Below are 25,615 nucleotides of genomic sequence, written 5' to 3' on the forward strand. Positions count from 1 at the left end.
GGGGCCGGGCAGAACGACGGCGGGGCACCGGTTGGTGCCCCGCCGTCGTCGTCCGTGCGCCGGCTCTGCGCCTACTGTCCGGCGCGCGGTCCGCCCGACTCCGGGTCGTCGAGGGACAGGTCCGGAAGGTCACCATTGGCCGGCGATGCCTCCGAGCTGACTCCGCTCGAGGGCGCGCTGATGTCGCCGCGCCATGCGCCGCTCTCACCGCCGCTCTTCTCGATGAACTCCTTGAACCGCTTGAGGTCGGCCTTCACCTGGCGCTTGTCGGCGTTGACCACCGAGCCGATCTTCTCGCTGAAGGTCTCGGGGTGCCAGTCGAGCTGCACCATCAACCGGGTGGTGTTGTCATCGATCCGGTGGAAGGTCACCACACCGGCATGGGATTCTCCGTCGGTGCTCTTCCACGCCACCCGCTCATCGGGGTGCTGCTCGGTGATCTCGGCATCGAACTCCCGCTTCACGCCGCCGATGCTTGTCACCCAGTGGGTGGAGGTGGCGGAAAGCTGGGTCACCGAGTCGACGCCGCCCATGAACTTGGGGAAGGTTTCGAACTGTGTCCACTGGTTGTAGGCCGTGCTGACCGGTACCGAAACTTCAATCGATTCCTGGACTGTTGCCATAACGCGTTCCTCCTTGGGGGTGGGGCCGGGACCGCTGTCCGCGGCCGGCTTGGACTCCACGTGATTCGCAAGATAATCAAACAATAAGTACGCTTAGGATATGCAGATCCGTTGGATTTGGCTAATGCGCGGTGCCCGACGGCCGCAGCGCCACAGTGGCCTCAAACACGTCGATCGACCAGTTCCGGGCCGGGCTCATCTCGACGCAGCAGACCATTAACCGCGTGGTCCGCATGCTCGAGTCGGCAACGGCCGCCATCCGAGCCGGGCACACCGCCGCAGGGCGGGTACCCGGCGGCTGCCTTCGACAAAACCACAATTTTATAGTGTGTAGGCTAGTTAGACGGTCTAGCAGAAGGCCGATCACGAACACTTCCGGAGTTTGTGCATCGGTCCCTGAATTCCTGGGGTGCGCCAGCGGCTGATGCTCCACCTGGGACGACCGAACGAAACAGGACCAGAGATCATGGCCGACCGGGTTGCTGGGCAAACACCCACCGACTACCTTCAGGAACTCATCCTCGAAACCGACGATGTCGAAGAATTCCTCAACGAATTCGCGGCGTTTTCGGCCAACCAGTTGTTTGACCGCACCGGCGGGGTGCTCTGCGGAGTCACCCTTCTCCGGAGCAGGCGGGCGGGCACCGTGGCCAGCAGCAGCCCCGAGGCCAAGGCGCTCGACGAGATCCAGTACCGCCACACGGACGGGCCGTGCCTGACCGCCTGCGTCGAGCACCGGACCGTCCATGTTGCCGACGTGGCCACCGACGAACGGTGGCCCGACTACCTCTCCGACATCTCGCAGCACGGCGTCCAGTCGATCCTTGGAGTGCCCTTCGACCTCGAAGCGGGAACGATGGCGGCGCTGAACGTGTACTCCATGCAGAACGGAGGCTTCGACGAGGAGTCGATCCGCACCGCCGAGGGATTTGTCCGCCAAACCTCCAAGGCGCTGATGCTCTCGGTCCGCCTGGCCCAGCACAGCGACTCGGTGTCGAACCTCAAGGCCGCGATGAAATCCCGCACCGCCATCGATATCGCCATCGGGATCATCATGGCCCAGAACCGCTGCAGCCAGCAGGAGGCCTTCAACATCCTCAAGTCGGTCTCAAGCAGCCGCAACCGGAAGGTCCGCGACATCGCCGCTTCCGTGGTGGCATCAATCGGCCAGGGCGAGCCCGAGACGCACTTCGAGGCCTGAGCGGAAGCGGCCGCGCCTTTGCTGAAACTGCAGCTCACCACCCTCCGCGGGGCCCAAAACGTGGTTACCTACAAACTCGCGGAAATCTTCTTTTTCCGGCCCCCGCCGAACCTGCAGCTCACCACCCTCCGCAGGGCCCAAAACGTGGTTACCTGCAGACTCGCGGGACCGGTCCGGGCCGGCTAGCGCGGAAGGGGTTCAGCGGCGCCGGCCCCGCCGGTTCTGGGGTGTCCCCGAGCCTGGCTTTCCTGCTTTCCCGGAGCCCTTCCGGGGCTCGGGCTTGGCGCCGGAGCGTTTCGCGCCGGACGGTGCGGCCTGCTTCTTTGACCCTTGCTGGGCCGCCTTCCGCGCCGATGCCTTCTGCGACGCACTTTTCCGCGGCCCGTCCGCGGCCGAGGGCTGGCGCGAACTGCGTTCGGTCCTGCCGCGCACGATCCCGATGAACTCCTCGACGTCCTGCGAGTCGTTCCCTTCAAGCCAGGCGATGCCGATCGTGGTTCCCGGGAGTTCCGGCACCGGCCGGTGCACCGCGTCCCGGCGGGCGTGCAGCCGGGCCAGGGACATCGGAAGCACCACGACGCCGGCTCCCGATGCCGCCACCTCCACGGCTCCCGCCGGGCCTCCGCACTCCTCGACATCGAGCAGGTTCTCCGCCTCGAGCTCGGCCAGCGGCACCTCGTCGAACAGCGAGATTTCATGCTCCTTGGAGGAGACCACCACTGCCTGTTCCTCGTACAGCGGGATGATGAACAGGTTCTCGCGGTTCACGGGAAGCCGGACGAAGAGGACGTCGGCTGCGGCCGAGTGCAGGGCGGCCACGGCGTCGTCGCCGTACTGCTGCAGCTCCAGCGGCACGTCCGGGTGCCGCTCCCGCCACCGGCCCACCCACTTGCCCGGGGTGACGCCGGCGACGAAGCCCACGGAAAGCGTTCGGGGCTTGAACTCTGGCACAACCTCACCCTAGTCCACTGGCAGCCGGGGCAGTGCCGGGGGCGGTTACGCTTGGATCATGACCCCCGCAAAAACCCCGCAGACCATGAAACCGGCCACCGCGGCCAAGAAACTTGGCATTTTCCTGCCCGCCGCCCCCTCGGAATTCCAGGAGCGGGAACTGACGCGTGGAGAGTTCAACGAACTGCAGCAGAGCCCGCCGGAGTGGCTCGCCGAGCTGCGCCGCAACGGCCCGCATCCCCGCCCGGTGGTGGCGCAGAAGCTGGGGATTTCCGTCAGCGGGCTCGCCCGCGGCGGCGTCACCGAGGCACTGACCACCGCGCAGATCACGGCGCTGCTTCAGGATCCCCCGGCCTGGCTCGTCACTGAACGCTCCACCCAGGCGGAGGTGCGGGCCGAGGCTGCCCGGGTCAAGGAGCGCAACGCCCAGCGGGCCCAGCAGGACCCCGCTCCACGGCCGGACAAGAAGTAGCCGCGCAGGAACAGCCGCTGCCGGATGAACCACTTTTAACGACGGTTTTCCTCCACCGCGTAGCACATTTGAGGCCTTTCCCGGGCCCGGGCCTCCGATTGACTTAATAGAACACGTATTCGAATATTGAGTCGTGACTCCACCAGCCGCAGGCGCCCTTGAGCAGGACGAGCCGTCCTTCTCCGGCTCCGGCGCGTCCGGTCCGCGGCTGGTTACGGCGCCGTCCCCGGGCATCCTTCCGGCGGACCTGCAGCAGCGCATCAACCAGATGCAGACCAGCCGGCTGGACTCGAAGCGGCTTCCCACGGTTCCGGCGCTGGCAAGGATCCTGCCCGGCGGCGGCCTGCAGTCCGGGGGCTCCTACTCGGTGCGGAACTCCGCCGCCCTGGCCATGGCGCTACTGGCCGGGCCCTCCGCCCAGGGGGCCTGGTGCGGGGTGGTCGGGCTGCCCGAGTTCAGCGTTGAGGCCGCGCGGGAATTCGGAATCAACCTTGACCGGCTGATCCTGGTGCCCGCCCCGGGAGCCCAGTGGCTCACGGTGACGGCGGCCCTTGTCGATGTGGTGTCGGTGGTCCTGACGCGCGCACCCGAACACCTCGCCCCCACCGATACGGCCCGGCTCAAGGCGAGGCTCCGGCAGCGCGGGGCCGCCATGATCACTCTGGGGAGCTGGCAGCAGAGCGACTCAACCCTGGGTGTCGCCGAGAGTGTATGGGAGGGACTGGGCTCCGGGAGGGGTCACCTGCGCGCCCGCCGGATGAAGATCACTGCCACCCACCCCTCGGGCCGGTCCCGGCATGCCTATCTCTGGCTTGCCGACCTGCAGCACGGGCTGCGGGACCCGGCCGGCGGGTACCTCCCGGCTGGTGACGGCACCCCGGGCTCCGCCGACGGCGGGGATCCCCTCTTCTGGCCCACCCTGATGAACTCCTGATGGACAGCGCACCCGCCGGAGACGGCTCCCCGCCCACCGCCACCCGGACCCTCCTGCTGTGGTGCCCGGACTGGCCGATCACGGCCGCCCTGCGTGAACATTCCCTCGAGGCCGATGCGGCCCTTGCCCTGGTGGCCAAGGGAGAGGTTTTTGCCTGCTCCCCGGCCGCACGCCAGGACGGGGTGCGCCGGGGGCTGCGGGTCCGCGAGGCCCAGGCCCGGTGTCCGCACCTGATCTGCCTGCCCTACGACCCGGACCTCGACCAGCGCAGCTTCGAACCGGTCACCGCCGCCGTTGAAGCCATCCTGCCCGGGGTGCAGGTTCTCCGGCCGGGCCTGTGCGCAATCCGGGCAAAGGGCCCCTCCCGCTACTACGGCAGTGAGGAGAAGCTGGCCTCCGTCGTCTTCACCACCCTTGCCGCCATCGGCCTGACGGATGTGCGGATCGGGATCGCCGACGGCCTGTTCGCCGCCGAGCAGGCGGCCCGGGTCGCCGAGGAGACCGACGACGCCGACGCGCCGCTGTGCATCATCCCGCCCGGGCGCTCCCCCTGGTTCCTCAGCACGTTTCCCCTGGACGTCCTCGACCAGCCGAAGCTCGCGGTGCTGCTGCGCCGCCTGGGGATCCGCTCGCTCGGTGACTTCGCCGCACTGGAGGCGGCCGATGTCCGCAACCGGTTCGGCGAGGAGGGCGCACTGGCGCACCGGATGGCCAGCGGGATCGACTCCGCGGCCGTGGTGCCGCGCCTGCCCCCGCCGCAGCTGGACACCGCCGTCGATTTCGAGCCGCCGCTGGTCCGCATCGACCAGCTTGCCTTTGCCTTCCGGATGTCCGCCGAAGCCTTCGTCGGCCGGCTGCGGGGTGCCGGGCTTGTCTGCACGGCACTGCGGGTGGTGTTGAGCAGTGATTCCGGCGAGGTGTCGGAGCGCACCTGGCAGCACCCCCGCTGGTTCGACGCCGACGACGTGGTCGACCGGGTGCGGTGGCAACTGCAGGGGGGAAGGAACGCCGACAGCGGGCTGAGCTCGGGCATTACCCGGGTGCATGTGGATCCGGTGACTGTGGAGGACCTCGGCGACCATGCCGACGGGCTCTGGGGAACCGGCCCCGACGAGAGCGTCCACCACGGCCTGGCCCGGATCCAGAGCATGCTCGGCCACGGCGCCGTCCTCACGGCGATTATTGCCGGCGGGCGTCTCCTGGCGGACCGCCGCGTCTACATCCCCTGGGGCGACGCAGCCCCAGGCTCCGCCGGCACGCTTCCCCGGGACCGGAACCTGCCCTGGCCGGGGAGGCTGCCCGGGCCCGTCCCCGCCACGGTGTTTGCCGAACCGGTTCCGGCCGTCGTCGTCGATGCCGCGGGAAACGGCGTCGACGTCGACGGCCGGGGGGTGCTCAGCGCGGACCCCGCGTTTTTTTCGGCCGGCCGGAACACCGGACCGCGGTGGCCGGTGCAGTCCTGGGCCGGGCCCTGGCCGATCACCGAGCGCTGGTGGGATCCGGCGGGCCGGGTCCTGAACCGGTTCCAGCTGGTGGATCCGTCGGGCTCGGCCTGGCTGTTCCTCCTCGAGGACCACCGGTGGTGGGCCGAAGCCACCTATGACTGATGCACAGACCACCAATGCACTAACCACTAATTCACTGACCCGCCGGCCGATGCGCCGGCCCAACCGCCGCCACCACCACCACCAATCAGGAGCCGACCATGGGATGGAGCAACCCGCCCGTACCGTGGTCGGACTTTGAGCGGAATCTCTCGGATTCCACCCGGCCGGGGCTGCCTCCTCCGGGCGCCGACGGCGGGGACAGTCCGGCCTGGTCGCGCAAGCGCCAGCCCTACACCCAGCCGTCCGGCCCCGAACCGGATGCCGGGCCCGCGGTGCCCTATGCCGAACTCCACGTGCACTCGAATTTCAGCTTCCTTGACGGGGCCTCAAGCCCCGAACACCTCATTGAGGAGGCCCGGCGGCTCCGGCTGCAGGGCCTCGCCCTGACCGACCATGACGGACTGTACGGGGCGGTCCGCTTCGCGGAGGCGGCCGAGAAGCACCAGGGGCTCTCCACCATCTACGGCGCCGAGCTCTCCCTCGGGCTGTCCAAGCCCCAGAACGGGGAGGCGGACCCCGAAGGCAGCCACCTGCTGGTCCTGGCCCGGGGATCGGCCGGCTACCACCGCCTGGCCGGGGCCATCACCGCGGCGCAGCTTTCCCGCGGTGCGGAGAAGGGCAGGCCCCGGTACGACGTCGGGGAGCTCGCTGCGCGGTCCGCGGGCCACTTCTTCATCCTCACCGGGTGCCGGAAGGGCACCGTCCGGCAGGCCCTTGCCTCCGGCGGCGCACCGGCGGCGGAAGCGGAACTTCGGCACCTGGCCGAACTGTTCGGCCGGGACAACGTGGCCGTCGAGCTCTTCGACCACGGCAATCCCACGGACAGCGTCACCAATGACGCCCTGGCCGCCCTGGCCGCCCGGATGGACCTGCCGCTGGTGGCCACCAACAATGTTCACTATGCCGACCCGGGCCGGTACCGGACCGCCACGGCACTGGCTGCGGTGCGGGCGCGCCGGAGCCTCGACCAGATGGACGGCTGGCTTCCGGCGGCGGGCACCGCACACCTGCGCAGCGGCGCCGAAATGGCGGCGCGGTTTCGGGCGTACCCGGGCGCCGTGGAGCGCACCGTCGACCTCGCGGCGGATCTGGCGTTCCGGCTGCGCAGTGTTAGGCCCGGCCTGCCGAACCTCGACCTGCCGGAGGGCCACACGCAGATGAGCTACCTGCGCCGGCTTGTGTGGGAGGGGGCGGACCGGCTCTATTCCGGCCGGGAGGAGGTCCGGGACCGGATCCAGCGGGAGCTCGACGTGATCGAGAGCAAGAACTTCCCAGGCTACTTCCTCATCGTCCACGACCTGGTGCAGTTCGCGCGGAGCCAGGGCATCTTGTGCCAGGGGAGGGGATCGGCGGCCAATTCGGCCGTGTGCTACCTGCTGGAGATCACGGCCGTGGATTCGATCAAGTACCAGCTGCCCTTCGAACGCTTCCTTTCCAGCATGCGCGATGAGGAGCCCGACATCGACGTCGACTTTGATTCGGACCGGCGCGAGGAGGTCATCCAGTACGTCTACCGCAAGTACGGGCGGTTCAACGCCGCCCAGGTGGCCAATGTCATTACCTACCGTCCCAAGTTCGCGGTGCGGGACATGGCCAAGGCGCTGGGGCACAGCCCGGGACAGCAGGATGCCTGGTCCAAGCAGGTGGAGCGCTGGGGAGGCCTTGTCTCCAGCACCGACCATGACATCCCCGAACCCGTGGTCGAGCTCGCCCGGAGCATCCTGACCTTTCCGCGGCATCTGGGAATCCATTCGGGCGGCATGGTGCTCACGGACCGGCCCGTGGGAGAAGTATGCCCCATTGAGCATGGACGGATGGAGGGGCGCACGGTCCTGCAGTGGGACAAGGACGACTGCGCGTGGATGGGGCTGGTGAAGTTCGACCTGCTGGGCCTCGGGATCCTCGCCGCGATCCAGTACAACTTCGACTTGGTGGAGGAACACTTCGGCGAGAAATGGGAGCTGGCAACCATCCCCAAGGAGGAACAGGGCGTCTACGACATGCTGTGCTTCGCCGATTCGGTGGGGGTCTTCCAGGTGGAGAGCCGGGCCCAGATGGGAATGCTTCCCCGGCTGCAGCCCCGCCAGTTCTACGATCTGGTCATCGAGGTGGCCCTGGTGCGGCCCGGGCCCATCCAGGGCGGAGCCGTCCACCCCTATATCAAACGCAAAATGGGCGAGGAGGAGGTCCGCTACCTCCATCCGGACCTCGAACCCGTCCTGGAGCGGACCCTCGGCGTGCCGCTGTTCCAGGAACAGCTGATGCAGATGGCCATGGTGGTGGGGGGCTGTTCAGGGGCCGACGCCGACCTCCTGCGCCGTGCGATGGGGTCCAAGCGCGGCGAGGAACGGATCGAATCGTTGAAGGCCCGGCTGTACGAGGGCATGGCCGCGAAGGGGATCCCCCCGGACACGGCCGATGCCATTTACAACAAGATCCAGGCGTTCGCGAACTTCGGCTTCGCGGAAAGCCACTCCATCAGCTTCGCGCTGCTGGTCTACGTCAGCGCCTGGCTGAGGCTCCACTACCCGGGGGCCTTCCTTGCCTCACTGCTGCGGGCCCAGCCCATGGGCTTCTACTCGCCGCAGACCCTTGTCGCCGATGCCCGCCGCCACGGGGTTCAGGTGCTGCGCCCGGATATCCTCCACTCCGGGGTTTACGCCGGCCTTGAGCCCCTTCCCGGCTTCACCCCCGGGCCGGAACGCCGGGGCCGCACCACCGGGGCCGACTGCTGCGTCGAGGACCAGCAGCCGCCGGTCGAACCGTTCGACCGCAGCATCCCGTTCGATTCGACCCGGCACCGGCGCGACGGCAACTACGCCGTGCGCCTTGGCCTGGACAGCGTCCAGTCCATCGGCGCGAAGGTCGCCCGGAGGATCGTGGACGAGCGCACTCATTCCGGACCCTTCGAGGACATGGGCGACCTGGTCCGGCGCACCGAACTCACTGCCGCGCAGCTCGAACTGCTCGCCGCCGCCGGGGCGTTTGATTCAATGGGCCTGTCCCGGCGCGAGGCGCTGTGGAACGCCGGCCCGGCCGCCACCGAACGGGAGGGGCAGATCAAGGGAACGGCTGTCTACATCCAGCCCCCGTTGCTGCCGGAGCTGTCGGGGATCGACGCCGTGGGCTCGGATCTGTGGGCCACCGGGATCACTCCCGATGACCATCCGGTGCGGCATGTGCGGGAGAGGCTGAAGCGCCGGGGCGCCCTTAGCGCGGCCGAACTGCAGGTGGCCGAACCGGGGCGGCGCGTGGAGGCCGGAGGGGTGGTGACCCACCGGCAGCGCCCGGCAACCGCCAGCGGAATCACCTTCATGAACCTTGAGGACGAAACCGGGCTGGTCAATGTGATTTGCTCCGTGGGCGTGTGGCAGCGCCACCGCCGGGTGGCCCGGGAAGCCAGCAGTGTGATTGTCCGCGGCATACTCGAACGCTCGGCCGAAGGGGTCGTGAACCTGGTGGCGGACCGCATCGAGGTGCTCCAGCTCAAGGCGACCACGCGCTCCCGGGATTTCCGCTGACCAATGGGAGCCTGGCCGCGGATGGCAGACAACAGAAGGCACCGGACAACAAAAGACACCCCGGCCGCCGGGCCGGGGTGTCTTGTCTGGTGCGCGAGGGGGGATTTGAACCCCCACACCCTTTCGGATACTGGCACCTGAAGCCAGCGCGTCTGCCGTTCCGCCACTCGCGCAGAAAAGTTTCCAAGCTTACCGATTCGTTCCGGTTTCACTTGTGAACAGCAGAAATAAGCATAACGGAGCATCCCAGAAAATACCTAAACGAGCCAGGGCGGCAGTCCGCGGGCGCCGGCTCTCCCTCCCCGCACCCGGCGGGCTTCCGGGCGGCGCGGCCGCGGCGGGCCGGGCCCTCAATAAGGTTATTACCAGGCCATCCCAGTAGTATCGAAGGGAACGCACCCGCGTTGATACGGTCCTGGGCACTTTCGCCCGGGACCTTGGGTACCGTACAGGTCCACGAGCACGGCACCGGACAAGACATCAGGCAGCGAGCGGTTAGGAGGTGGCACATGGGCATTCTCGACAATGTTGAACGTGGCTTGGAAAAGCTGGTCCGGGGCGCCTTCAGCACCGGATCCCGCTCCCGGGTCCAGCCCGTGGAGATCGCCAGCTCCCTGCGGCGCGAACTCGACCACAAGTCGCTGGTTCTGGCCGAGGGACGCACCCTGGCCCCCAACGTCTTCACTGCCCGCCTCTCGGACCCTGACTTCGAACAGGCCCAACAGTGGGGATCGGCCCTCGCCGAAGAGCTGTGCGACGTCGTCATCCGGCACGTCAACAGCCAGCAGTACACCCTCCAGGGCCCGGTGCGCGTCTCCTTCGCCAATGATCCGGCGCTGAAGCCCGGCGTCTTCGAGGTCGACTCAAGTATCGAAAAGCAGCCGGGGTCCCGGTCGCCCGCCGCGCCGGCGGCTCCCGCGCGCCAGCCCGTGCAGTACCAGCCCATCCTCGAACTCGAAGGCCAGCGCTACTCACTCAACGCCGGGTCAATCGTCCTGGGTAGGTCCTCCGAGGCGGACATCCTCGTCGAGGACACCGGCGTCTCGCGGCGCCACCTTGAAATCCGCACCGACGGTGGACGGGCCGTCGCCATCGAACTCGGCTCGACCAACGGCAGTTTCGTCAACGGCCAGCGCGTCCAGGGCCAGACCGAACTCACCGACGGCTCGATGATCACCATGGGCCGCACCCGCATGACCTTCCGACTGGTTCCCGTCCAGAACGGTGGACACCGGATATGAGCGAACTGACCGTGACGCTGCTGCGCTACGGATTCCTGCTTCTTGTGTGGATCCTGGTGATCAGCACCGTCAGCGCCCTTCGCCGTGACCTGGTGGTGGGCCAGCGCAACAAGACCGGCTCGCCCTCCCCGAGGCAGGCCCGGAAGCACCCGGAACTGGTGGAGGAGCCGGCGCCGCCCCGGCCCCAGGCCCGCCGGCTCATGGTGACCGAAGGCCCCCTGACGGGAACCACGCTTGACCTCGCCGCGAGCCCGATCCTGCTCGGCCGCGCACAGGAGGCGACGCTGGTGCTCGAGGACGACTATGCCTCGGGCCGGCACGCGAGGCTGTTCCCGCAGGGAAGCCGGTGGTTCATCGAGGACCTTGGCTCGACGAACGGAACCTACCTTGCGGGGAACCAGCTGACCCGCGCCCTCCCCGTCGACCCCGGCGTGCCCATCCGGATCGGTAAGACGGTTATCGAATTGAGGCCATAACCATGGCCTACTTCCTGCGGTTCGCCGCGCGCTCCGACGTGGGCATGGTCCGCGCCAAGAACGACGACTCCGCCTATGTGGGCCGCTACCTCGCCGTGGTCGCCGACGGGATGGGCGGCCACGCCGGAGGGAACATCGCCTCGGCCTCCACCGTCCTGGACCTGGTCCACCTTGACCGCAGCCATCAGCGCGGGGACGCCGGCACCGAACTGGCCGACGAGATCCAGACCGCCAACTCCCTGCTTTCGGAACTCGTCAGCACCAATCCGCAGCTCGCCGGGATGGGCACCACGGTGACTGCCCTGCTGCTGAACGGGGACCGGCTCGAACTGGCCCATATCGGTGACTCGAGGGCCTACCGGCTGAAAAACGGCGTCTTTGAGCAGATCACCACCGATCACACGTTCGTGCAGCGCCTGATCGATGAAGGCCGGCTCCGCCCCGAGGAAGCCGATGTGCACCCCCACAAGAACGTCCTGATGCGGGTGCTGGGCGATGTCGATGCGAGCCCGGAATTGGATCTGCAGACCCTTGAGGTCGAGCCGGGCGAGCGGTGGCTTCTCTGTTCGGATGGACTCACGGCGGTGCTGAACGACCGCATGGTTGAGCAGATCGTTCGGGAGACCCCGAACCTTGACGAGTGCGTCAACGCGCTGGTGGAGCTCACCCTGGCCGGCGGGTCACCGGACAATGTCACGGTCGCCGTCATCGAGGTCGCCCTGACCACCGGCGACGAGCCAGAACCGGAGCTGCGCCCGGTTCTCCCCTCGGCCCGTGAGGCGGCAGGGGAGCGCGAGGCTTCGTCGGGACCCGCCGACGCCTCAGCCGCCGCTTCCGAGGGACCCGCCGAGCCGGCCGTGCGCGCCGACCTGATCCGTGCGGACCTCCTCAGCCGGCCGCACCTGCTTGTGGGCGCCGCGGCGCTTGCCACCGAGACCGGCCAGATCCCGATCGTCACCCAGCGCTCAACCGAGCGGCGGGCGGCCCTGATGCTCACCCACAAGGCCCAGGCGCCCGCCGGCCCCCTCGAGGAGGCACCGGCGCCCCGGGTCCGCCGCTGGCTGGGCCCGGCCTTCGTCACGCTCGGGGTGCTGATCCTGCTGGCCGTCCTCGGATTTGGCTACACCTGGACGCAGACCCGGTTCTACGTTGCGGCGGCGGGGGACCGGGTGGCCGTCTACAACGGTGTCCCGCAGACGCTGGGTCCCATCCAGCTCAGCCACGTCTACGAGCGGACCACCATTCCGGTGTCGAACCTCCCGGAGTTCCGGCGCTCCCAGCTGGAGGACGGCCTGCCCGCCAGTGACCTCCAGGAAGCCGAACGCATCATTGAGGACCTGCGGGGTGAACTGCGCGCCGTGGGCTGCGCGCCGGAGGGAGGCCCTCAGGCCACCGACGGCCCGAGCGCCGAACCGACCCCCGGCCCGTCCGCCTCCGCGTCCCCCACGCCGACGGCAACCCCATCGGCATCACGTTCCGCATCCCCGTCCGCGTCACCTTCGGCATCCGCGGGCGCGACGTCGACCCCGCGGGCCCAGCCGTCACCCTCGGATGCTCAGACGGACCCCGGAGTCGTCACCGCCGACTGTGGAGGCAACCTCGAATGAGCGATGTCCTGACCGTCCCCCGCTCGCGGCGAAATGTGGAGGCGGTGCTGCTGCTGCTCGCCTTCGCCGTGGCCGTTGGTGCCAACTTCGTAGCGGGGCTTGAACGCGAGGAGCCCTTCAACGACTACTTCTGGAGGCAGGCGTCCACCCTGGTGGGCATGGGGATCCTCGTTCACTTCATCCTCCGCATCCGCGCGAAATATGCAGATCCCGTGATACTTCCGATCGTCGTCGCCCTGAACGGGATTGGTCTTGCCATGATCCACCGGCTCGACCTGCCCCGGATGGAGAACCCGGACTTCGTCCCCGTGGCGCCGCAGCAGCTGACCTGGACGGCGGTGGCGATCGTTGCGGCCTCATTCCTGTTGATCTTCCTGCGCGACCACCGCCTCCTCCGCCGGTTCACCTACATTTCGCTGATCGTCAGCGCCATCCTGCTGATGCTGCCGCTGACCCCGATCGGCCTGCCGATTAACGGTGCGCGCATCTGGATCAATGTCGGCTTCGGCACCTTCCAGCCGGGGGAGGTCGCCAAAATCACCCTGGCCATCTTCTTCGCCGGATACCTCTCCACCAACCGGGACCTGATTCTGCTGGCCGGCAAGAAACTCGGACCCCTCCAGCTCCCCCGGTTCAAGGACCTTGCCCCGATGGTCGCCGCCTGGCTCGTGAGCATCGGCGTGCTGGTCCTGCAGCGCGACCTCGGGTCCTCGATCCTCTTCTTCGGCCTGTTCATGGCCATGATCTATGTGGCGACGAGCCGGGTGAGCTGGGTATTGATCGGGCTCGCCATGATCGGCGTCGGCACCTTCATCGCCCTTCAGCTGTTCAGCCATGTCGCGCTCCGCTTCGACAGCTGGCTCAACGCCTTCGACCCCGAGGTGTACAACCGGGCCCCGGGCGGAAGCCAGCAGGTGGTGCAGGGGCTCTTCGGGCTGGCCAACGGCGGGCTGGCCGGGACCGGGTTCGGCCAGGGCCGGCCCGACCTCGTAACATATGCCAACAGCGACATGATCATCGCCGCGCTTGGCGAGGAGCTCGGCATGATCGGCGTGTTCGCCATCATCCTGCTGTATATCCTCCTCGTCTCCCGCGGGTTCCGGGCGGCCCTAGGCACCAAGGACGGGTTCGGGAAGCTGCTGGCCTGCGGCCTTTCCTTCACCATCGCCCTCCAGTGTTTCGTGGTCATCGGCGGCATCACCCGGCTGATTCCCCTGACCGGGCTCACCACCCCGTTCATGTCCGCGGGCGGGTCATCCCTGCTGGCCAACTGGATCATCGTCGCCCTGCTGCTGCTGATTTCGGAGACCGCCCGCCGACCGGTGCGGACGGCCGCCCCCAGTGAACCGGCCACAGTTCCGTCGGTTTCAGGCAGGGGGGCGCTTCCGCGGCGCCCCAAGGAGGGATCACGTTGAACCAAGCAATCCGCAGCGCATGGGTGGTGGCGATCGGGATGTTCGCCCTCATTCTCGGATCGCTGACCTACGTCCAGTTCTTCGAGGCCGAGGAACTCAACACCAACGACTGGAACAACCGGCAGCTCTACCAGGACTTCGGCCGGCCCCGTGGGGCGATCCTCGTGGACGGCAAGGCAGTGGCGGAGTCGGTGCCCTCCAACGACCAGTTCAACTACCAGCGGGTCTACAAGGAGCCGAACCTTTACGCCCACCTGACCGGGTTCTACTCCCTGGTCAACGGGTCCACGCAGCTCGAGCAGGCCTCGGCCGGCCTGCTCTCGGGCACCAGCGACGAGCTGTTCTACGACCGGGTCGTTGGGCTCCTCTCCGGCGCCAGCAGCCAGGGCGCCTCGGTGGAGCTCACCATCGACCCCCAGATCCAGCAGCTTGCCTGGGATCTGATCCCGGAAGGACAGCGCGGCTCCATCGTCGTCACCGAGCCCGAGACCGGGAACATCCTCGCCATGGTCTCCAAGCCCTCCTACGATCCGAACCTGATCGCCGTCCACGACACCGAGATCGCTGCCCGGAACGTCGAACAGCTCTCGGCGGTCCCGGGCCTGTCGATCTACCGCAACCCGGCCACCGAATCCCTGGTGGCCCCGGGATCGGTCTTCAAGCTGGTGGTCGCCGCGGCGGCGCTCGAATCCGGCGACTACGACGCCGAATCCCAGATTCCCAACCCGCCCGTGCTCCCCCTTCCCGGCACCACGATCGGCCTGCCCAACTACGTCAATGGAACCTGCGCCACGCGCACGACCGCCGACCTGGAATTCGCCCTCGAGCAGTCCTGCAACACACCGTTCGCCCAGATCGCCTGGGACGTCGGCGAGGATGCCATCCAGGAACAGGCCCGGCTGTTCGGCTTCGGGGAGAGGCACCAAATCCCCGTGGCCGTCGAGGCCAGCCAGTTCCCCAGCGACCTCAGCCAGCCCGAGCTCGCCCAGTCGGCCATCGGCCAGTTCGACGTCAAGGTGACTCCGCTGCAGATCGCCATGGTTACCTCGGCGATAGCCAACAACGGCGTCCTGATGAAGCCGAACCTCATCAAGGCCGTGCGGGCCGCCGACCTCGAGCTGATCGATTCACCCTCACCCCAGGTCCTCCACGAATCCGTCAGCGCCGGCACTGCGGACCAGCTGACCGAGTGGATGGTGAACGTTGTGGACAACGGAACCGCCCGGGGCGCCCAGATTCCGGGCGTCGAGGTCGCGGGCAAGACCGGCACCGCCGAGGTCGAAGGGCGCGGAGACAACGCCTGGTTCACCGGCTTCGCCCCGGCGGACGACCCCCAGGTCGCCGTCACGATCGTCATGGAGGATGTCGACCTGGCTACGGGATCGCAGCTCACAAGTCCAATTGCCAAGCAGATCTTTGAGGCGGTGTTGAACCAGTGAGGCCTACGTCGGGTATCACCCTGGGCGGCAGATTCCAGCTCACCGAACGCATTGCCATCGGCGGCATGGGCGAGGTGTGGAAGGCCCGGGACAAGGTGCTGGGCCGGGTAGTCGCCATCAAGATCCTGAAGGAGGAATATTCGGGGGACCCGGCGTTCCTGAACCGCTTCCGCGCCGAGGCCCGCCATACGGCCCTGCTGAACCACGAGGGCATCGCCAACGTCTTCGACTACGGCGAGGAGGAAGGCTCGGCCTACCTCGTCATGGAACTGGTGCCCGGCCAGCCCCTCTCGGCGGTGATCGAGCGCGAAGGGGTGCTCTCCCCGGACCGCGCCCTCTCGATCATCGGCCAGACCGCCACCGCCCTCGCTGTCGCGCACCGGCAGGGACTCGTGCACCGCGACGTGAAGCCGGGAAACATCCTCGTCCTCCCCGACGGGCGCGTGAAGATCACCGACTTCGGCATTGCCCGGCTTGCCGACCAGGTGCCGCTGACCGCGACGGGCCAGGTGATGGGCACCGCCCAGTACCTCGCGCCGGAGCAGGCCACCGGGCAGCAGGCCACCGGCTCGAGCGACATCTACGCCCTGGGCGTTATCGGGTACGAGCTGCTGGCCGGCCGGCGCCCCTTCTCCGGAGAGTCGCAGATCGCCATCGCCCTGGCCCAGGTCAATGACGCCCCGCCGCCGCTTCCGGAGCACATCCCGCACCCGGTGCGGGCACTGATCGCCTCGATGCTCGCAAAGGACCCGTCCGACCGGCCGGCGGATGCTGAATCCCTGTCCCGCGCCGTTGACGCCATCCGGGCCGGTTCGATCCGCGTCGCCGAGGCCGCGGTCCCCGGGATGCTCCTGTTCGGAGGCGACGCCGAGGCGACCGCCGCCGTGCCCCGCCAGGACACCGCGGCCACGCGCACGGTGCCAGCTCCGTCGACCTCCGCGATGCCGACGGTCGCCGCGGCGGCCGCGGTTCCGGCCGCCGCAGGGACCGGCGGTCTTGCCGCTTCCCGGGACTGGACCGAGGAGGAGGTGGAACCGGGCGTCCCGCAGGAACGCGAGGAGCGCCGCCGCAACCCCTGGCTGCTCCCCGTCATCATCCTTCTGCTCATCGGCCTCCTGGCGCTGGCGTCGATCCTCATCTGGCCGCTCCTGACGGGCGAACGCGGAGACCCCGCGCCCGCGACGACGAGTTCCGCCCCCCGCTCGACCCCTCCGAGTCCGCGCCCCACGCCGACGACGCCTTCTCCGACGCCGGAGCAGACGACACCGGAGCCCGCGGCGATCGTGATTGACCCGAATGCATACCTGGGAAGGAATGTTGACGAGGTCACGGCGGAGCTCACCGCCCTGGGACTGTCGGTGAACCGCAGCGGCGAGCCATCGCTCGAGCCGGCCGGCACGGTGATCGACATCAACCCGGTCGGCACCGTAAGCCCCGGCCAGACCATCCAGCTGACCTTCTCGGAGGGCCCCCGCCAGGTCGCCGTCCCCGGTGGCCTCGTGGGCCAGGACGAGGGAACGGTCCGCCAGCGTCTCGTCGATGCGGGCCTGGCTCCGGTCAACGCCGGATCCGAGGTGTCCGACCAGCCGCAGGGCTCGGTCCTCCGGATCGATCCCGCCGAAGGCACGAACATCAACGAGGGTTCCGAGGTCCGGTACATCGTCTCCTCGGGCCCCCCTCCCACGACGCCGCCGGTCGAGGACGACGAGGCTTCGGCTGCGCCCACGCCCGGCGCGACAACCCCGGGATCGTGAGCCACCGTGGAGGGAATCCCGATGACGGCTGAGCGTGTCCTCAACGGCCGGTACGAGGTCCTGCACCTGATCGGGCGGGGCGGTATGGCCGACGTCCACCTCGGCCGGGACATCCGGCTCGGGCGGTCGGTCGCCATCAAGGTCCTGCGCAAGGACCTCGCCCGGGACCCGCTGTTCCAGTCACGGTTCCGCAGGGAAGCGCAGGCGGTGGCGGGGCTGAACAACCCCAATATTGTTGCCGTCTACGACACGGGCGAGGAGGAGATCCCCGACCGGCCCGATCACGAGGTGCGGGTGCCGTTCATTGTGATGGAGTACGTGGAAGGCCGCACCCTGCGGGACCTGGTGAGGTCCGGGGAGCTGAACGAGCAGGATGCCGTGCGGTACCTGGCCGGTGTGCTCTCCGCGCTTGAGTACAGCCACCGCGCCGGGATCGTCCACCGGGACATCAAGCCCGCCAATGTCATGGTGACCCCCGAAGGCCGCGTGAAGGTCATGGACTTCGGCATCGCGCGGGCGATCGCCGACTCGGCGGCAACCATGACGCAGACCCAGGCCGTAGTGGGCACGGCCCAGTACCTTTCGCCCGAGCAGGCCCGGGGCGAGACCGTCGATGCCCGCAGCGATCTCTACTCGGCCGGGTGCCTGCTGTACGAGCTGGTGGCCGGGAGGCCTCCCTTTGTCGGCGACAGCCCGGTGTCGGTGGCGTACCAGCACGTGCGGGAGGAACCCAAACCGGCCAGCAGCTTCAATCCACAGGTCAGTCCGGCCCTCGACTCGGTGCTGGCCAAGGCCCTGGCGAAGGACCGCGAGGATCGATTCCAGGACGCCGCCTCCTTCGCGGCCGCCCTTGAGGATGCCCGCCGCGGCAAGGTCTTCAGCGATACCGGGTCGCTGCCCACCCAGGCTCTGGCGACCGTAGAGCCTGCGACCCGGATGGTGCCGGCAGCGGCAGTGACTTTTCCAACTGAGGCGGACGGGTCTCCCGCGACGCGCACGATGGAGAAGGTGCCCTCCTCCGGTGCCTCTTCGCTCGCCGCCCTGACCCACCGGGAGGAGGACCTGCTTCCGGCGCCCCGGGAGGACTATGACGACGAGGGCCACCGGAGCTCACACCGCCGGGCCTGGATCGTGGTGTGGGTCCTGGCCGCGGTGCTTGTGGTTCTCGCGGCCGGGTATGCCCTTCTCTACTCTGTCGGCAGGTCGGAGCCGGAGGCTCCACCCCGGATCGAGGTTCCCGCTGTGGCCAGCATGACCGAGGCCGACGGGGTCGCGACCCTCTATGAAGCCGACCTCATTCCGATCGTCGAAGAACGCTTCCATGCCACGACGGAGGCAGGGCTGGTCATCGACTCCGACCCGGCCGCCGGCGCGCAGGTCGAAGCCAAGTCCCGGGTGACCATCTCGATTTCCAAGGGTCCGGCCAATATCGCCGTACCCGAGGGCCTCGCCAACCTGACCGAGTCCTCGGCCCGTGAGGCTCTTGAGGCGGTCGGCCTCAAGGGCGGGGAGATCACCGAGACGCCGAGCCCCGACGTGCCGCAGGGCCGCGTGGTCTCCACGGACCCGCAGGCCGGGCAGTCCGTTCCCGCCGGCAGCGCGGTGAACCTCGTACTCTCCAACGGCAGGGTGGGCGTTCCACAGCTCATCGGGCTGACCGAGGCCGAGGCCAAAGCTGCCTTGGCCGATCCCGCGGTGAAGCTGCCCTTCCGGGTGGAGTTCGCCGAGGACAAGGATTCGGAGCCCGGCACGGTCCTGGAACAGAGCTCACCAGCGGCCTCCGAGGTGAACCAGGGGACCGAAATCGTCCTCACCGTTTCGCGTGCGCCGGAGCCGACCGAGGATCCGACGCCTCCGCCGTCCGCCCCCGAGACCGAACCCGAGACCGAACCCCGCCCTCCGGGTGGGGGAAAGCCAAGCGATAAGCCCTCGCCCAAGCCCGACGAGCCCTGACCCGACCCCGAAACCGGAGTCGGGGGAAATCCCGGATCCCTGGCGCACGGGCACCGACCCGGGTCGACCCGGCCAGCAGGGAAAGTCAGCGGGCCAGCGGGGACGGTCAGCGGGAGATCAGCGGACTGAGCGTGGCGGCCGTCGCCGCCGCGCCCTCAAGGCCCAGGGACTCGAGCCAGGTGCCGAGCATCTGGTAGCCACCCTCGGTGAGGACGGACTCCGGGTGGAACTGCACCCCGCACAGCGGTGCGGTCCGATGCTCAAGGCCCATGATGATTCCGCTGGCAGTGCGGGCCGTCACCTCGAGTTCGGCCGGAAGGTCGTCGCTGACGGCCGCCAGCGAGTGATAGCGGGTGGCGGTCAGGGGCGACGGGAGGCCTGCGAACACGCTCCCGGAGGTGTGCTCGACGAGCGAGGTCTTGCCGTGCATCAGTTCCGGTGCGTGGGTCACCGTGCCCCCGTAGGCCTCGGCGAGGGCCTGATGGCCCAAGCAGACCCCGAGCATCGGCTTCGCATGGTCCCCGCACCAGCGGATGAGGTCAACGATGACGCCGGCGTCGGCGGGTGTGCCGGGGCCGGGGGACACCAGCACGCCGTCGCGGCTCTCGGCGAGGGCCGCGGCTTCGGCGAGCGTGACGTCGTCGTTCCTCACGACGGTGGTCTCCGCCCCGAGTTCCTGAAGGTACCCCACGAGGGTGTAGACGAAGCTGTCGTAGTTGTCGACGACGAGAATCCGGACTGAATCAGCCATTTCACAAATGCCAATCGTTTTTGGGTGATGGATCCAATTGTGTCACCGCGCGGGGCTTCCGACAGCATCGGGGCGGTGGGACGGGGTGCTGGGCGGATCCTCCGGTGCCGGTCCTGCAGTCCCCGTCCCTGCCGCTGGTTTCTTGGTTAGAATCGACAGCAGGAACCGTGCCCGCGCCGGAGTCCGCAGGAGTCGGCGCGGAAAATCGTTGGGCGGCCCCGCCGCGCCATTGAAGGCCGGCCGTTCCCGCCCGGCCCGTCAAGGAGGATAAGTGCCCGAGTCAAAGCCCCGCAGGAAGACCGCACCGGCCAGGACTGCTGTCGCAGCGGAGCCCAAGCCCAACCCGGTCTGGTACAAGCCGGTCATGTTCGGGCTGATGATCCTTGGCCTGCTGTGGATCATCGTCTACTACATCTCCGAAGGCACCCTGCCCGTGCGGTCCTGGGAAGGACTGAACATCGTCGCCGGCTTCGGCATCGCGATTGTCGGGTTCCTGATGACCACGCGCTGGCGCTGACGGAGCCGATGCCCGGTGGGGACGCGCGCCGGCCCTCCTGAGGGGACGCCCGCGCCCGGGGACGTCGTCGTCATCACCGGAGCCTCAAGCGGGATCGGCCGCGCCACAGCCCACGCCTTGGCCGGAAACGGCGCCCGGCTCGTCCTCGCCTCCCGCGCGCCCGAAAGCCTCGGAGACGTCGTCGCCGAGTGCACCGCGCTCGGCGCGCGGGCCGTGGCCGTTCCTACCGACGTGACCCGTGAGGCCGACGTCGAGGCCCTGATGGAGGCGGCCCTGCGCGCCTACGGGCGCGTCGACGCCTGGATCGGGTGCGCGTCCTCCTACAGCTACGGGACCTTCGAGGACACCCCGTCAGCCGTCTTCCGCCGCATCGTCGAGACCACACTCTTTGGACAGGTGCATGGGGCCCGCGCCGTCCTTCCACACTTCCGCGCACGGGGCCGCGGCACCCTCGTCCTCGTGGGGTCGGTGTTCTCCAAGGTCTCCGCCCCCTATATCTCTCCGTATGTCACGGGCAAGTTCGGACTGCTCGGCTTCGCCGAGGTGCTGAGGCACGAATACCGGGACGCTCCGCAGATTTCCATCTGCGCCGTCCTGCCGGCCACCATCGACACACCCATCTACCAGCATGCCGCGAACTACACCGGCAGGGAGATCCACCCCCTTCCTCCGGTGGTTGCCCCCGAACGCGTCGCCCGCGCCATCGTACGCACCGTGCGCCGTCCGAGGCCGGTCCGGGTGGTGGGACGCCTCCAGGGCGCCGCTATCCCACTTTCCGCCTTCCTCCCGGGCCTCTATGCGCGCTGCATCCACCCCCTGATGGACATCCTGGCCCTCCGCCGGGGGTCGACCTCCCCGGCCGCCGGGACGGTCTTCGCGCCCGACCCCTCGACCAACCGCGTGACCGGCGGGTGGCGGACCGCAGGCGCCCTGCGGTCCTGGCCATACGGCCTACGGTCTGCCCGTCGGCGGAAGTCCCGCCCATCGCATGCAGGCGCCGGAGAACCGGCTCCACGGCGCGGGACCGGGGTCTGAAGCCCCGTCTCCACAGCACCGGCCTCCAGAGTGCCGGGAGCGCGGTCCGCCAGGGAGCACCCGACCAGGGTGCCGGGAGCGCAGTCCGCTCGGGAGCGCCCGATCAGGGATGGCGGCCCCGAGGAGGCCGCTGTGAACAGATCGTGGGGCATGGGGAAACCCGGCCCGGGACCGTCAGCGACAGCAGCCACATTTGTCCCAATATTCCCTGTACACACGTTGTGCACTAAGTTATCCACAGGTGTGGAGAAGATTGGGGGAAAATCCTCCCGATCGGCCGAGTGCCGCCCCATTGTTATCCACATCTGTGGAATTACATGTGTGTAAGTTTTCCCCGGTGTGGATAAACCCTGTGGATAAAGCGAAGGGATCCGGCGGCCTGAGCGGCCGCCGGATCCCTTACCGGTTCGTTGTACACAGCTGTCGATGCCGCCTACACCGTGATGAGGGCCGATCCGAGGAACGTCAGCACGGCGAGGAGAGCCGTCACCGCTCCCACTCCGCTCCACTGAAGTGCCGGGCGCATCCGGCCGCGGGGCACATAGGCCAGCACGGCCGCAACGGCGGCCCCGGTCAGCAAGCCGCCCAGGTGGGCCTGCCAGGCGATGCCTGGCACGACGAAGCCCAGCACCCCGTTGACGGCGATGAGGACGAGGATCTGGCGGACGTCCCCGCCCCGCTTCTTCTGAATGACGAAGAGGGCGCCGAAGAGGCCGAAGACCGCGCCGGAGGCTCCGACGACCGGCTGGAACGGGTTGCTCAGCAGCAGGACCCCCACGGAGCCGCCCAGGGCGGAGAGCAGATACAGAGCCAGGAAACGGGCGCGCCCGAGCGCCGGCTCCAGCGACTGGCCCAGAATCCACAAGGCATACATATTGAAGGCGATGTGGAGCAGGAAATTGGGCGAGTGAAGGAACGCGGCGGTGAACATCCGCCACGGCTCGGCCTCAATGGTCCCGGCATACCCCGCGGTGTACAGCGGGGCATACTGCAGCGCCGCGGTCAGGCCGGGGACGGCCATCTGGAGCAGGAACAACAGGACACAGGCGCCGATAAGGACGAGGGTGACCACCGGCCGCCCCGAGGTCGCTGCGCCGCCGAAGGCGGTGGTGGTCCTGGGGGTGTTGCGTGCCTGTTCTGCGATGCAGTCCACACACTGGATGCCCACGGCGGCCTGGCGCTGGCACTCCGGGCACGCCGGCCTGCCGCACCGCTGGCACCGAACATAGCTGATGCGGTCGGGGTGCCGCGGGCAGACCGGCGCCTCCTGCGACGGACTGCCCGCGGGGACTCCGTAGGACACGGAGTCTAGAGCTGCTCTACGGTGATGCTGCTGATGACGACGTCCTCGAGGGGCTTGTCGCGCATATCGGTGCCGATCGCGTTCAGCTTGTCCACGACCTTCCGAGAAGCCTCGTCGGTGACGTCACCGAAAATGGTGTGCTTGCCCTGCAGCCAGCCGGTGGGCACCGAGGTGATGAAGAACTGTGACCCGTTCGTTCCGCGTCCGCCCTGGATCCCGGCGTTCGCCATGGCCAGCTTGTAGGGCTCGTTGAAGTCGAGCTCGGGGTGGATCTCGTCGTCGAACTTGTATCCCGGGCCGCCGATGCCCTGGCCCAGCGGATCCCCGCCCTGGATCATGAAGTCCTTGATGATGCGGTGGAAGATGGTTCCGTCGTACAGCGGCTTCGAGGTTTCCTCGCCCGTCTGCGGGTGGGTCCAGGTGATCTCGCCCGTGGCGAGGCCCACGAAGTTCTTCACCGTCTTCGGCGCGTGGTTGCCAAAAAGATTGACAGCGATGTCGCCGTGGTTGGTGTGGATGGTGGCCTTTGCGGTTGGAATAGCAGTCATGGGCCCATTCTTTCACGGGGTGCCCGCCAAAAATCTGGGAGCGAGGCATTCCGCGCACAGTGAAAACCCTGCGAACCTGAGGGATGAATAGCAAGGCCTGCAGATAGCACGTAGGCTGACCATGACGAGTCACGATCTCCTGGAGGTACTTGTGAAGAAGAACGAAAAGACCGCGCCCGGATTCGAAGAAGGCGTTCTGGCGGGCATCGCGGCCGCCCGTGGCTGGGCAATCCCCTATGTCGGCGCCGCCTACGGCTGGACGAAGCCCCGTTGGGACAAGGGGGTGCAGACGGCCTCTCCGATGATTCAGGAGAGCATGAGGAAGGCCGCCACCGGGGTGTCCACCAGATACGCCACGGTCAGCCCGCTGATCCAGGAGCGACTGGACCAGGTCGGCCCCCGCATCACCCAGGTCATCGACACGACCACCCCACGGGTTCAGGAAACCCTGGGCAAGGCCGGTCCCGCCCTCACCTCGGCCAAGGGGAAGGTCGTTGACGGCTACATCCCCGCCCTGTCCTACAAGCTCGGCGAGGCGGCCGATTCGGCGTCCCGCTCGGTTGCGGGCGCCACAATCCCGCCGTCCGTCGCCTCCATGGTCACCCGCGTGACCGGCGACAAGAAGGCAGCGCGCAACGCCCAGAAGGCCTTCGTTGCAGCCGGTCTGCAGGCCTCGAAGGAGCTGAAGAAGCGCCAGCAGGAGCAGGCCAAGAAGGGCAAGGGCTGGCTGATCGTCGGAATCATCGCTGCGGCGGTCACCGCCGGCGTCGCCGCCTGGCGGGCCTCCAAGCCAGTCGAGGACCCGTGGAAGACGCCGGCTCCGGTGACCCAAAGCGCCACCCCGCCGTCGACCACGACGACGCCGGTCACTCCGACCACGGCAACGGCGACCACCACGACGGCCACCACCACCGGAACCGGAACCTCGGGGCCGGACCTGACGGCCGCATCTGAGCAGGCAAAGGCCGCTAACAAGAAGGTCAATGACGCTCCCGTCGATCTCTCCGATACGGCCAAGCACGCCGCGAAGCCGAACGACGCCACCAGCTAGGACCCCAACGGTCCCGCGGGAGCGGGAAGGGCAGCCGGATACCGGCCGCCCTTCCCGCTCTTTTTGGTTTAACCCGCTGGTTACCGCCTCCTGGCCTGCGGCCTCAGTCTCCGCCGAGCGCCGGCGGTGCCTCGACCGGACGGGCGGCCGCGCGGCCCGCCGGACGCGTGCGGGCCTGGCCGCGGACCACGACGGCGAGGCCAACCAGAATCAGCAGCAGCCCCGCGTAGGTTCCCGCCGGGAGCTGCTCATCGAGGAAGACGGCGGCAAGCAGTGCCGCACCGGGAATTTCGAGGAGGATGATCATCGAGATCACCAGCGGGCTCATCACGGCCAGCAGGTGGTTGAACACGCTGTGGCCCATGATCTGGGCGACGAGGGTCACCCCGAGGATCCCGAGCCAGGCCGCCGGTGAGAATCCGGTGAGCGGCTGGCGGAACAGCAGGCACAGCAGGAGCAGGAGAACGGCGCACCCGCCGTAGCAGAGGGTGGTGTACGTCCCGGTGGACATGGTCCGCCGGGCCGTCGCCCCGGCCATCTGGTAGATCCCGGCGAGGGCACCCCCGGCCAGGGCGAGGACGTCACCGAGGATTGCCTGACCGGAGAGCTGCAGGTCAAATCCGGTGATGACGACGACGCCGGCGAAAGCGATGGTGAGCCCGGTGACCACCACGGCCGGTGGACGCGACCCGCGGACGGCGTTGAACAGGGCGATCCAGGCCACCTGGAGACAGACCAGGGCGGTCGCCGCGGCGACCGACGTCAGCTTGAGCGAGGTGATGAAGCAGGCGAAGTGGAGGGCCAGGGCCGTCGCCGCGGTTAAGAGGCTGCGGAGGTCCGAGCGGCCCAGGGCGCGGAACTCCGCGCGCTTCGAGACGGCTGCGGGCCCTCCCATGATCAATGCGCCGATCAGGTTGCGCCAGAACGCGATGGCGAGGGCCGGCGCCGCGGTGGCGGCCATGATGGGGCCGGACGCCGACACACCGAGGACGCCGAGCACCGAGAGGAAAATGATCACCCTGCAACCCTATGGCAGCCAAAGGATTCCACGGCACGGAGGCGGGACGGAAGCGGGAGGGAGGGAGGTACGGCGGCCGGAGACAGAGAAAACCCCGGTCCGTGGACCGGGGTTTTCTCCTCGGTGGAGGCACGGGGACTCGAACCCCGAACCCCCTGCTTGCAAAGCAGGTGCGCTACCAATTGCGCCATGCCCCCG

At 68.3% G+C, this 25,615-nt stretch carries 21 protein-coding genes and 2 tRNA genes; 15 read left to right on the forward strand and 8 right to left on the reverse strand.

Annotation, left to right across the window (positions count from 1 at the left end):
• Nucleotides 1-71 precede the first annotated feature (71 nt).
• Nucleotides 72-623: an SRPBCC family protein gene (locus GVV86_RS05985; RefSeq protein WP_159617363.1), complete on the reverse strand. Its 552-nt coding sequence runs from the start codon at nt 621-623 to the stop codon at nt 72-74.
• A 466-nt stretch (nt 624-1,089) separates the two neighbouring features.
• Here GVV86_RS05985 and GVV86_RS05990 point away from each other — a divergent pair, with 466 nt between their 5' ends.
• A complete protein-coding gene (locus GVV86_RS05990; RefSeq protein ID WP_159802014.1) occupies nt 1,090-1,824 on the forward strand; it encodes a GAF and ANTAR domain-containing protein in 735 nt (244 codons plus the stop codon).
• A 198-nt stretch (nt 1,825-2,022) separates the two neighbouring features.
• On the opposite strand, the gene GVV86_RS05995 is transcribed toward GVV86_RS05990, so the two are convergent.
• Nucleotides 2,023-2,775 (reverse strand): LysR family transcriptional regulator substrate-binding protein, encoded by a 753-nt coding sequence (locus GVV86_RS05995; protein WP_159802017.1) that lies wholly within the window; start codon nt 2,773-2,775, stop codon nt 2,023-2,025.
• 58 nt (nt 2,776-2,833) lie between these two features.
• Here GVV86_RS05995 and GVV86_RS06000 point away from each other — a divergent pair, with 58 nt between their 5' ends.
• From GVV86_RS06000 to GVV86_RS06015, 4 genes are all read left to right on the forward strand, one after another.
• The gene (locus GVV86_RS06000) at nt 2,834-3,247 is read left to right on the forward strand and encodes a DUF5997 family protein (protein WP_159617366.1); all 414 of its coding nucleotides are present in this window, start codon (nt 2,834-2,836) and stop codon (nt 3,245-3,247) included.
• 133 nt (nt 3,248-3,380) lie between these two features.
• A complete protein-coding gene (locus GVV86_RS06005) occupies nt 3,381-4,181 on the forward strand; it encodes a hypothetical protein (protein WP_159617367.1) in 801 nt (266 codons plus the stop codon).
• Nucleotides 4,181-5,788, forward strand: coding sequence for a DNA polymerase Y family protein (locus GVV86_RS06010; RefSeq protein ID WP_159802020.1), 1,608 nt, complete (start codon nt 4,181-4,183; stop codon nt 5,786-5,788). Before GVV86_RS06005 ends, GVV86_RS06010 begins: the two co-directional genes overlap by 1 nt.
• Before the next feature lie 98 nt (nt 5,789-5,886).
• Complete coding sequence (locus GVV86_RS06015) at nt 5,887-9,309, forward strand: error-prone DNA polymerase (RefSeq protein WP_159802023.1); 3,423 nt, start codon at nt 5,887-5,889, stop codon at nt 9,307-9,309.
• Between the two features lie 87 nt (nt 9,310-9,396).
• On the opposite strand, the gene GVV86_RS06020 is transcribed toward GVV86_RS06015, so the two are convergent.
• A tRNA-Leu gene (locus GVV86_RS06020) sits at nt 9,397-9,482 on the reverse strand.
• Between the two features lie 336 nt (nt 9,483-9,818).
• Here GVV86_RS06020 and GVV86_RS06025 point away from each other — a divergent pair.
• From GVV86_RS06025 to pknB, 7 genes are read left to right on the forward strand one after another with little or no spacing between them, the layout of a single operon-like run.
• On the forward strand, nt 9,819-10,550 hold the full coding sequence (locus tag GVV86_RS06025) for an FHA domain-containing protein (protein WP_159617370.1): 732 nt from the start codon (nt 9,819-9,821) through the stop codon (nt 10,548-10,550).
• Nucleotides 10,547-11,026 (forward strand): FHA domain-containing protein FhaB/FipA, encoded by a 480-nt coding sequence (locus GVV86_RS06030; RefSeq protein ID WP_159802026.1) that lies wholly within the window; start codon nt 10,547-10,549, stop codon nt 11,024-11,026. The genes GVV86_RS06025 and GVV86_RS06030 overlap by 4 nt, the downstream gene beginning before the upstream one ends.
• Nucleotides 11,027-11,028: 2 nt before the next feature.
• Nucleotides 11,029-12,633: a PP2C family protein-serine/threonine phosphatase gene (locus GVV86_RS06035; protein WP_246669888.1), complete on the forward strand. Its 1,605-nt coding sequence runs from the start codon at nt 11,029-11,031 to the stop codon at nt 12,631-12,633.
• Entirely contained in the window at nt 12,630-14,048 is a 1,419-nt protein-coding gene (locus tag GVV86_RS06040; protein WP_159802029.1) for an FtsW/RodA/SpoVE family cell cycle protein, read from the forward strand. Before GVV86_RS06035 ends, GVV86_RS06040 begins: the two co-directional genes overlap by 4 nt.
• Nucleotides 14,045-15,487, forward strand: coding sequence for a peptidoglycan D,D-transpeptidase FtsI family protein (locus GVV86_RS06045; protein WP_159617373.1), 1,443 nt, complete (start codon nt 14,045-14,047; stop codon nt 15,485-15,487). The genes GVV86_RS06040 and GVV86_RS06045 overlap by 4 nt, the downstream gene beginning before the upstream one ends.
• A complete protein-coding gene (locus GVV86_RS06050; RefSeq protein ID WP_159802032.1) occupies nt 15,484-17,241 on the forward strand; it encodes a protein kinase domain-containing protein in 1,758 nt (585 codons plus the stop codon). Before GVV86_RS06045 ends, GVV86_RS06050 begins: the two co-directional genes overlap by 4 nt.
• A gap of 21 nt (nt 17,242-17,262) precedes the next feature.
• A complete protein-coding gene (pknB, locus tag GVV86_RS06055) occupies nt 17,263-19,194 on the forward strand; it encodes a Stk1 family PASTA domain-containing Ser/Thr kinase (RefSeq protein ID WP_159802034.1) in 1,932 nt (643 codons plus the stop codon).
• Between the two features lie 106 nt (nt 19,195-19,300).
• Here pknB and GVV86_RS06060 read toward each other — a convergent pair whose 3' ends face one another.
• Nucleotides 19,301-19,945, reverse strand: a complete 645-nt coding sequence (locus GVV86_RS06060; protein ID WP_159802037.1) for an anthranilate synthase component II — start codon at nt 19,943-19,945, stop codon at nt 19,301-19,303.
• A gap of 271 nt (nt 19,946-20,216) precedes the next feature.
• Here GVV86_RS06060 and GVV86_RS06065 point away from each other — a divergent pair, with 271 nt between their 5' ends.
• Nucleotides 20,217-20,462 (forward strand): cell division protein CrgA, encoded by a 246-nt coding sequence (locus tag GVV86_RS06065; RefSeq protein ID WP_133404290.1) that lies wholly within the window; start codon nt 20,217-20,219, stop codon nt 20,460-20,462.
• A gap of 15 nt (nt 20,463-20,477) precedes the next feature.
• Entirely contained in the window at nt 20,478-21,497 is a 1,020-nt protein-coding gene (locus GVV86_RS06070; protein WP_159802040.1) for an SDR family NAD(P)-dependent oxidoreductase, read from the forward strand.
• Nucleotides 21,498-21,930: 433 nt separating this feature from the next.
• On the opposite strand, the gene GVV86_RS06075 is transcribed toward GVV86_RS06070, so the two are convergent.
• Both GVV86_RS06075 and GVV86_RS06080 read right to left on the reverse strand, forming a co-directional pair.
• Nucleotides 21,931-22,800 (reverse strand): rhomboid family intramembrane serine protease, encoded by an 870-nt coding sequence (locus tag GVV86_RS06075; RefSeq protein ID WP_159617378.1) that lies wholly within the window; start codon nt 22,798-22,800, stop codon nt 21,931-21,933.
• Nucleotides 22,801-22,805: 5 nt separating this feature from the next.
• Nucleotides 22,806-23,348, reverse strand: coding sequence for a peptidylprolyl isomerase (locus tag GVV86_RS06080; protein WP_159617379.1), 543 nt, complete (start codon nt 23,346-23,348; stop codon nt 22,806-22,808).
• A gap of 121 nt (nt 23,349-23,469) precedes the next feature.
• Between GVV86_RS06080 and GVV86_RS06085 the strand changes: the two genes are divergently transcribed.
• On the forward strand, nt 23,470-24,399 hold the full coding sequence (locus GVV86_RS06085) for a hypothetical protein (protein WP_159617380.1): 930 nt from the start codon (nt 23,470-23,472) through the stop codon (nt 24,397-24,399).
• A gap of 103 nt (nt 24,400-24,502) precedes the next feature.
• Here the strand turns inward: GVV86_RS06085 and GVV86_RS06090 are convergent, their stop codons facing one another.
• On the reverse strand, nt 24,503-25,417 hold the full coding sequence (locus GVV86_RS06090) for a DMT family transporter (RefSeq protein ID WP_159802043.1): 915 nt from the start codon (nt 25,415-25,417) through the stop codon (nt 24,503-24,505).
• 124 nt (nt 25,418-25,541) lie between these two features.
• Nucleotides 25,542-25,614: transfer RNA gene (locus GVV86_RS06095), tRNA-Ala, on the reverse strand.
• Nucleotide 25,615: the final 1 nt, after the last annotated feature.

This window comes from Arthrobacter zhaoguopingii (assembly GCF_009828595.1).
In the GTDB taxonomy this organism is placed as follows: domain Bacteria; phylum Actinomycetota; class Actinomycetes; order Actinomycetales; family Micrococcaceae; genus Arthrobacter_D; species Arthrobacter_D zhaoguopingii.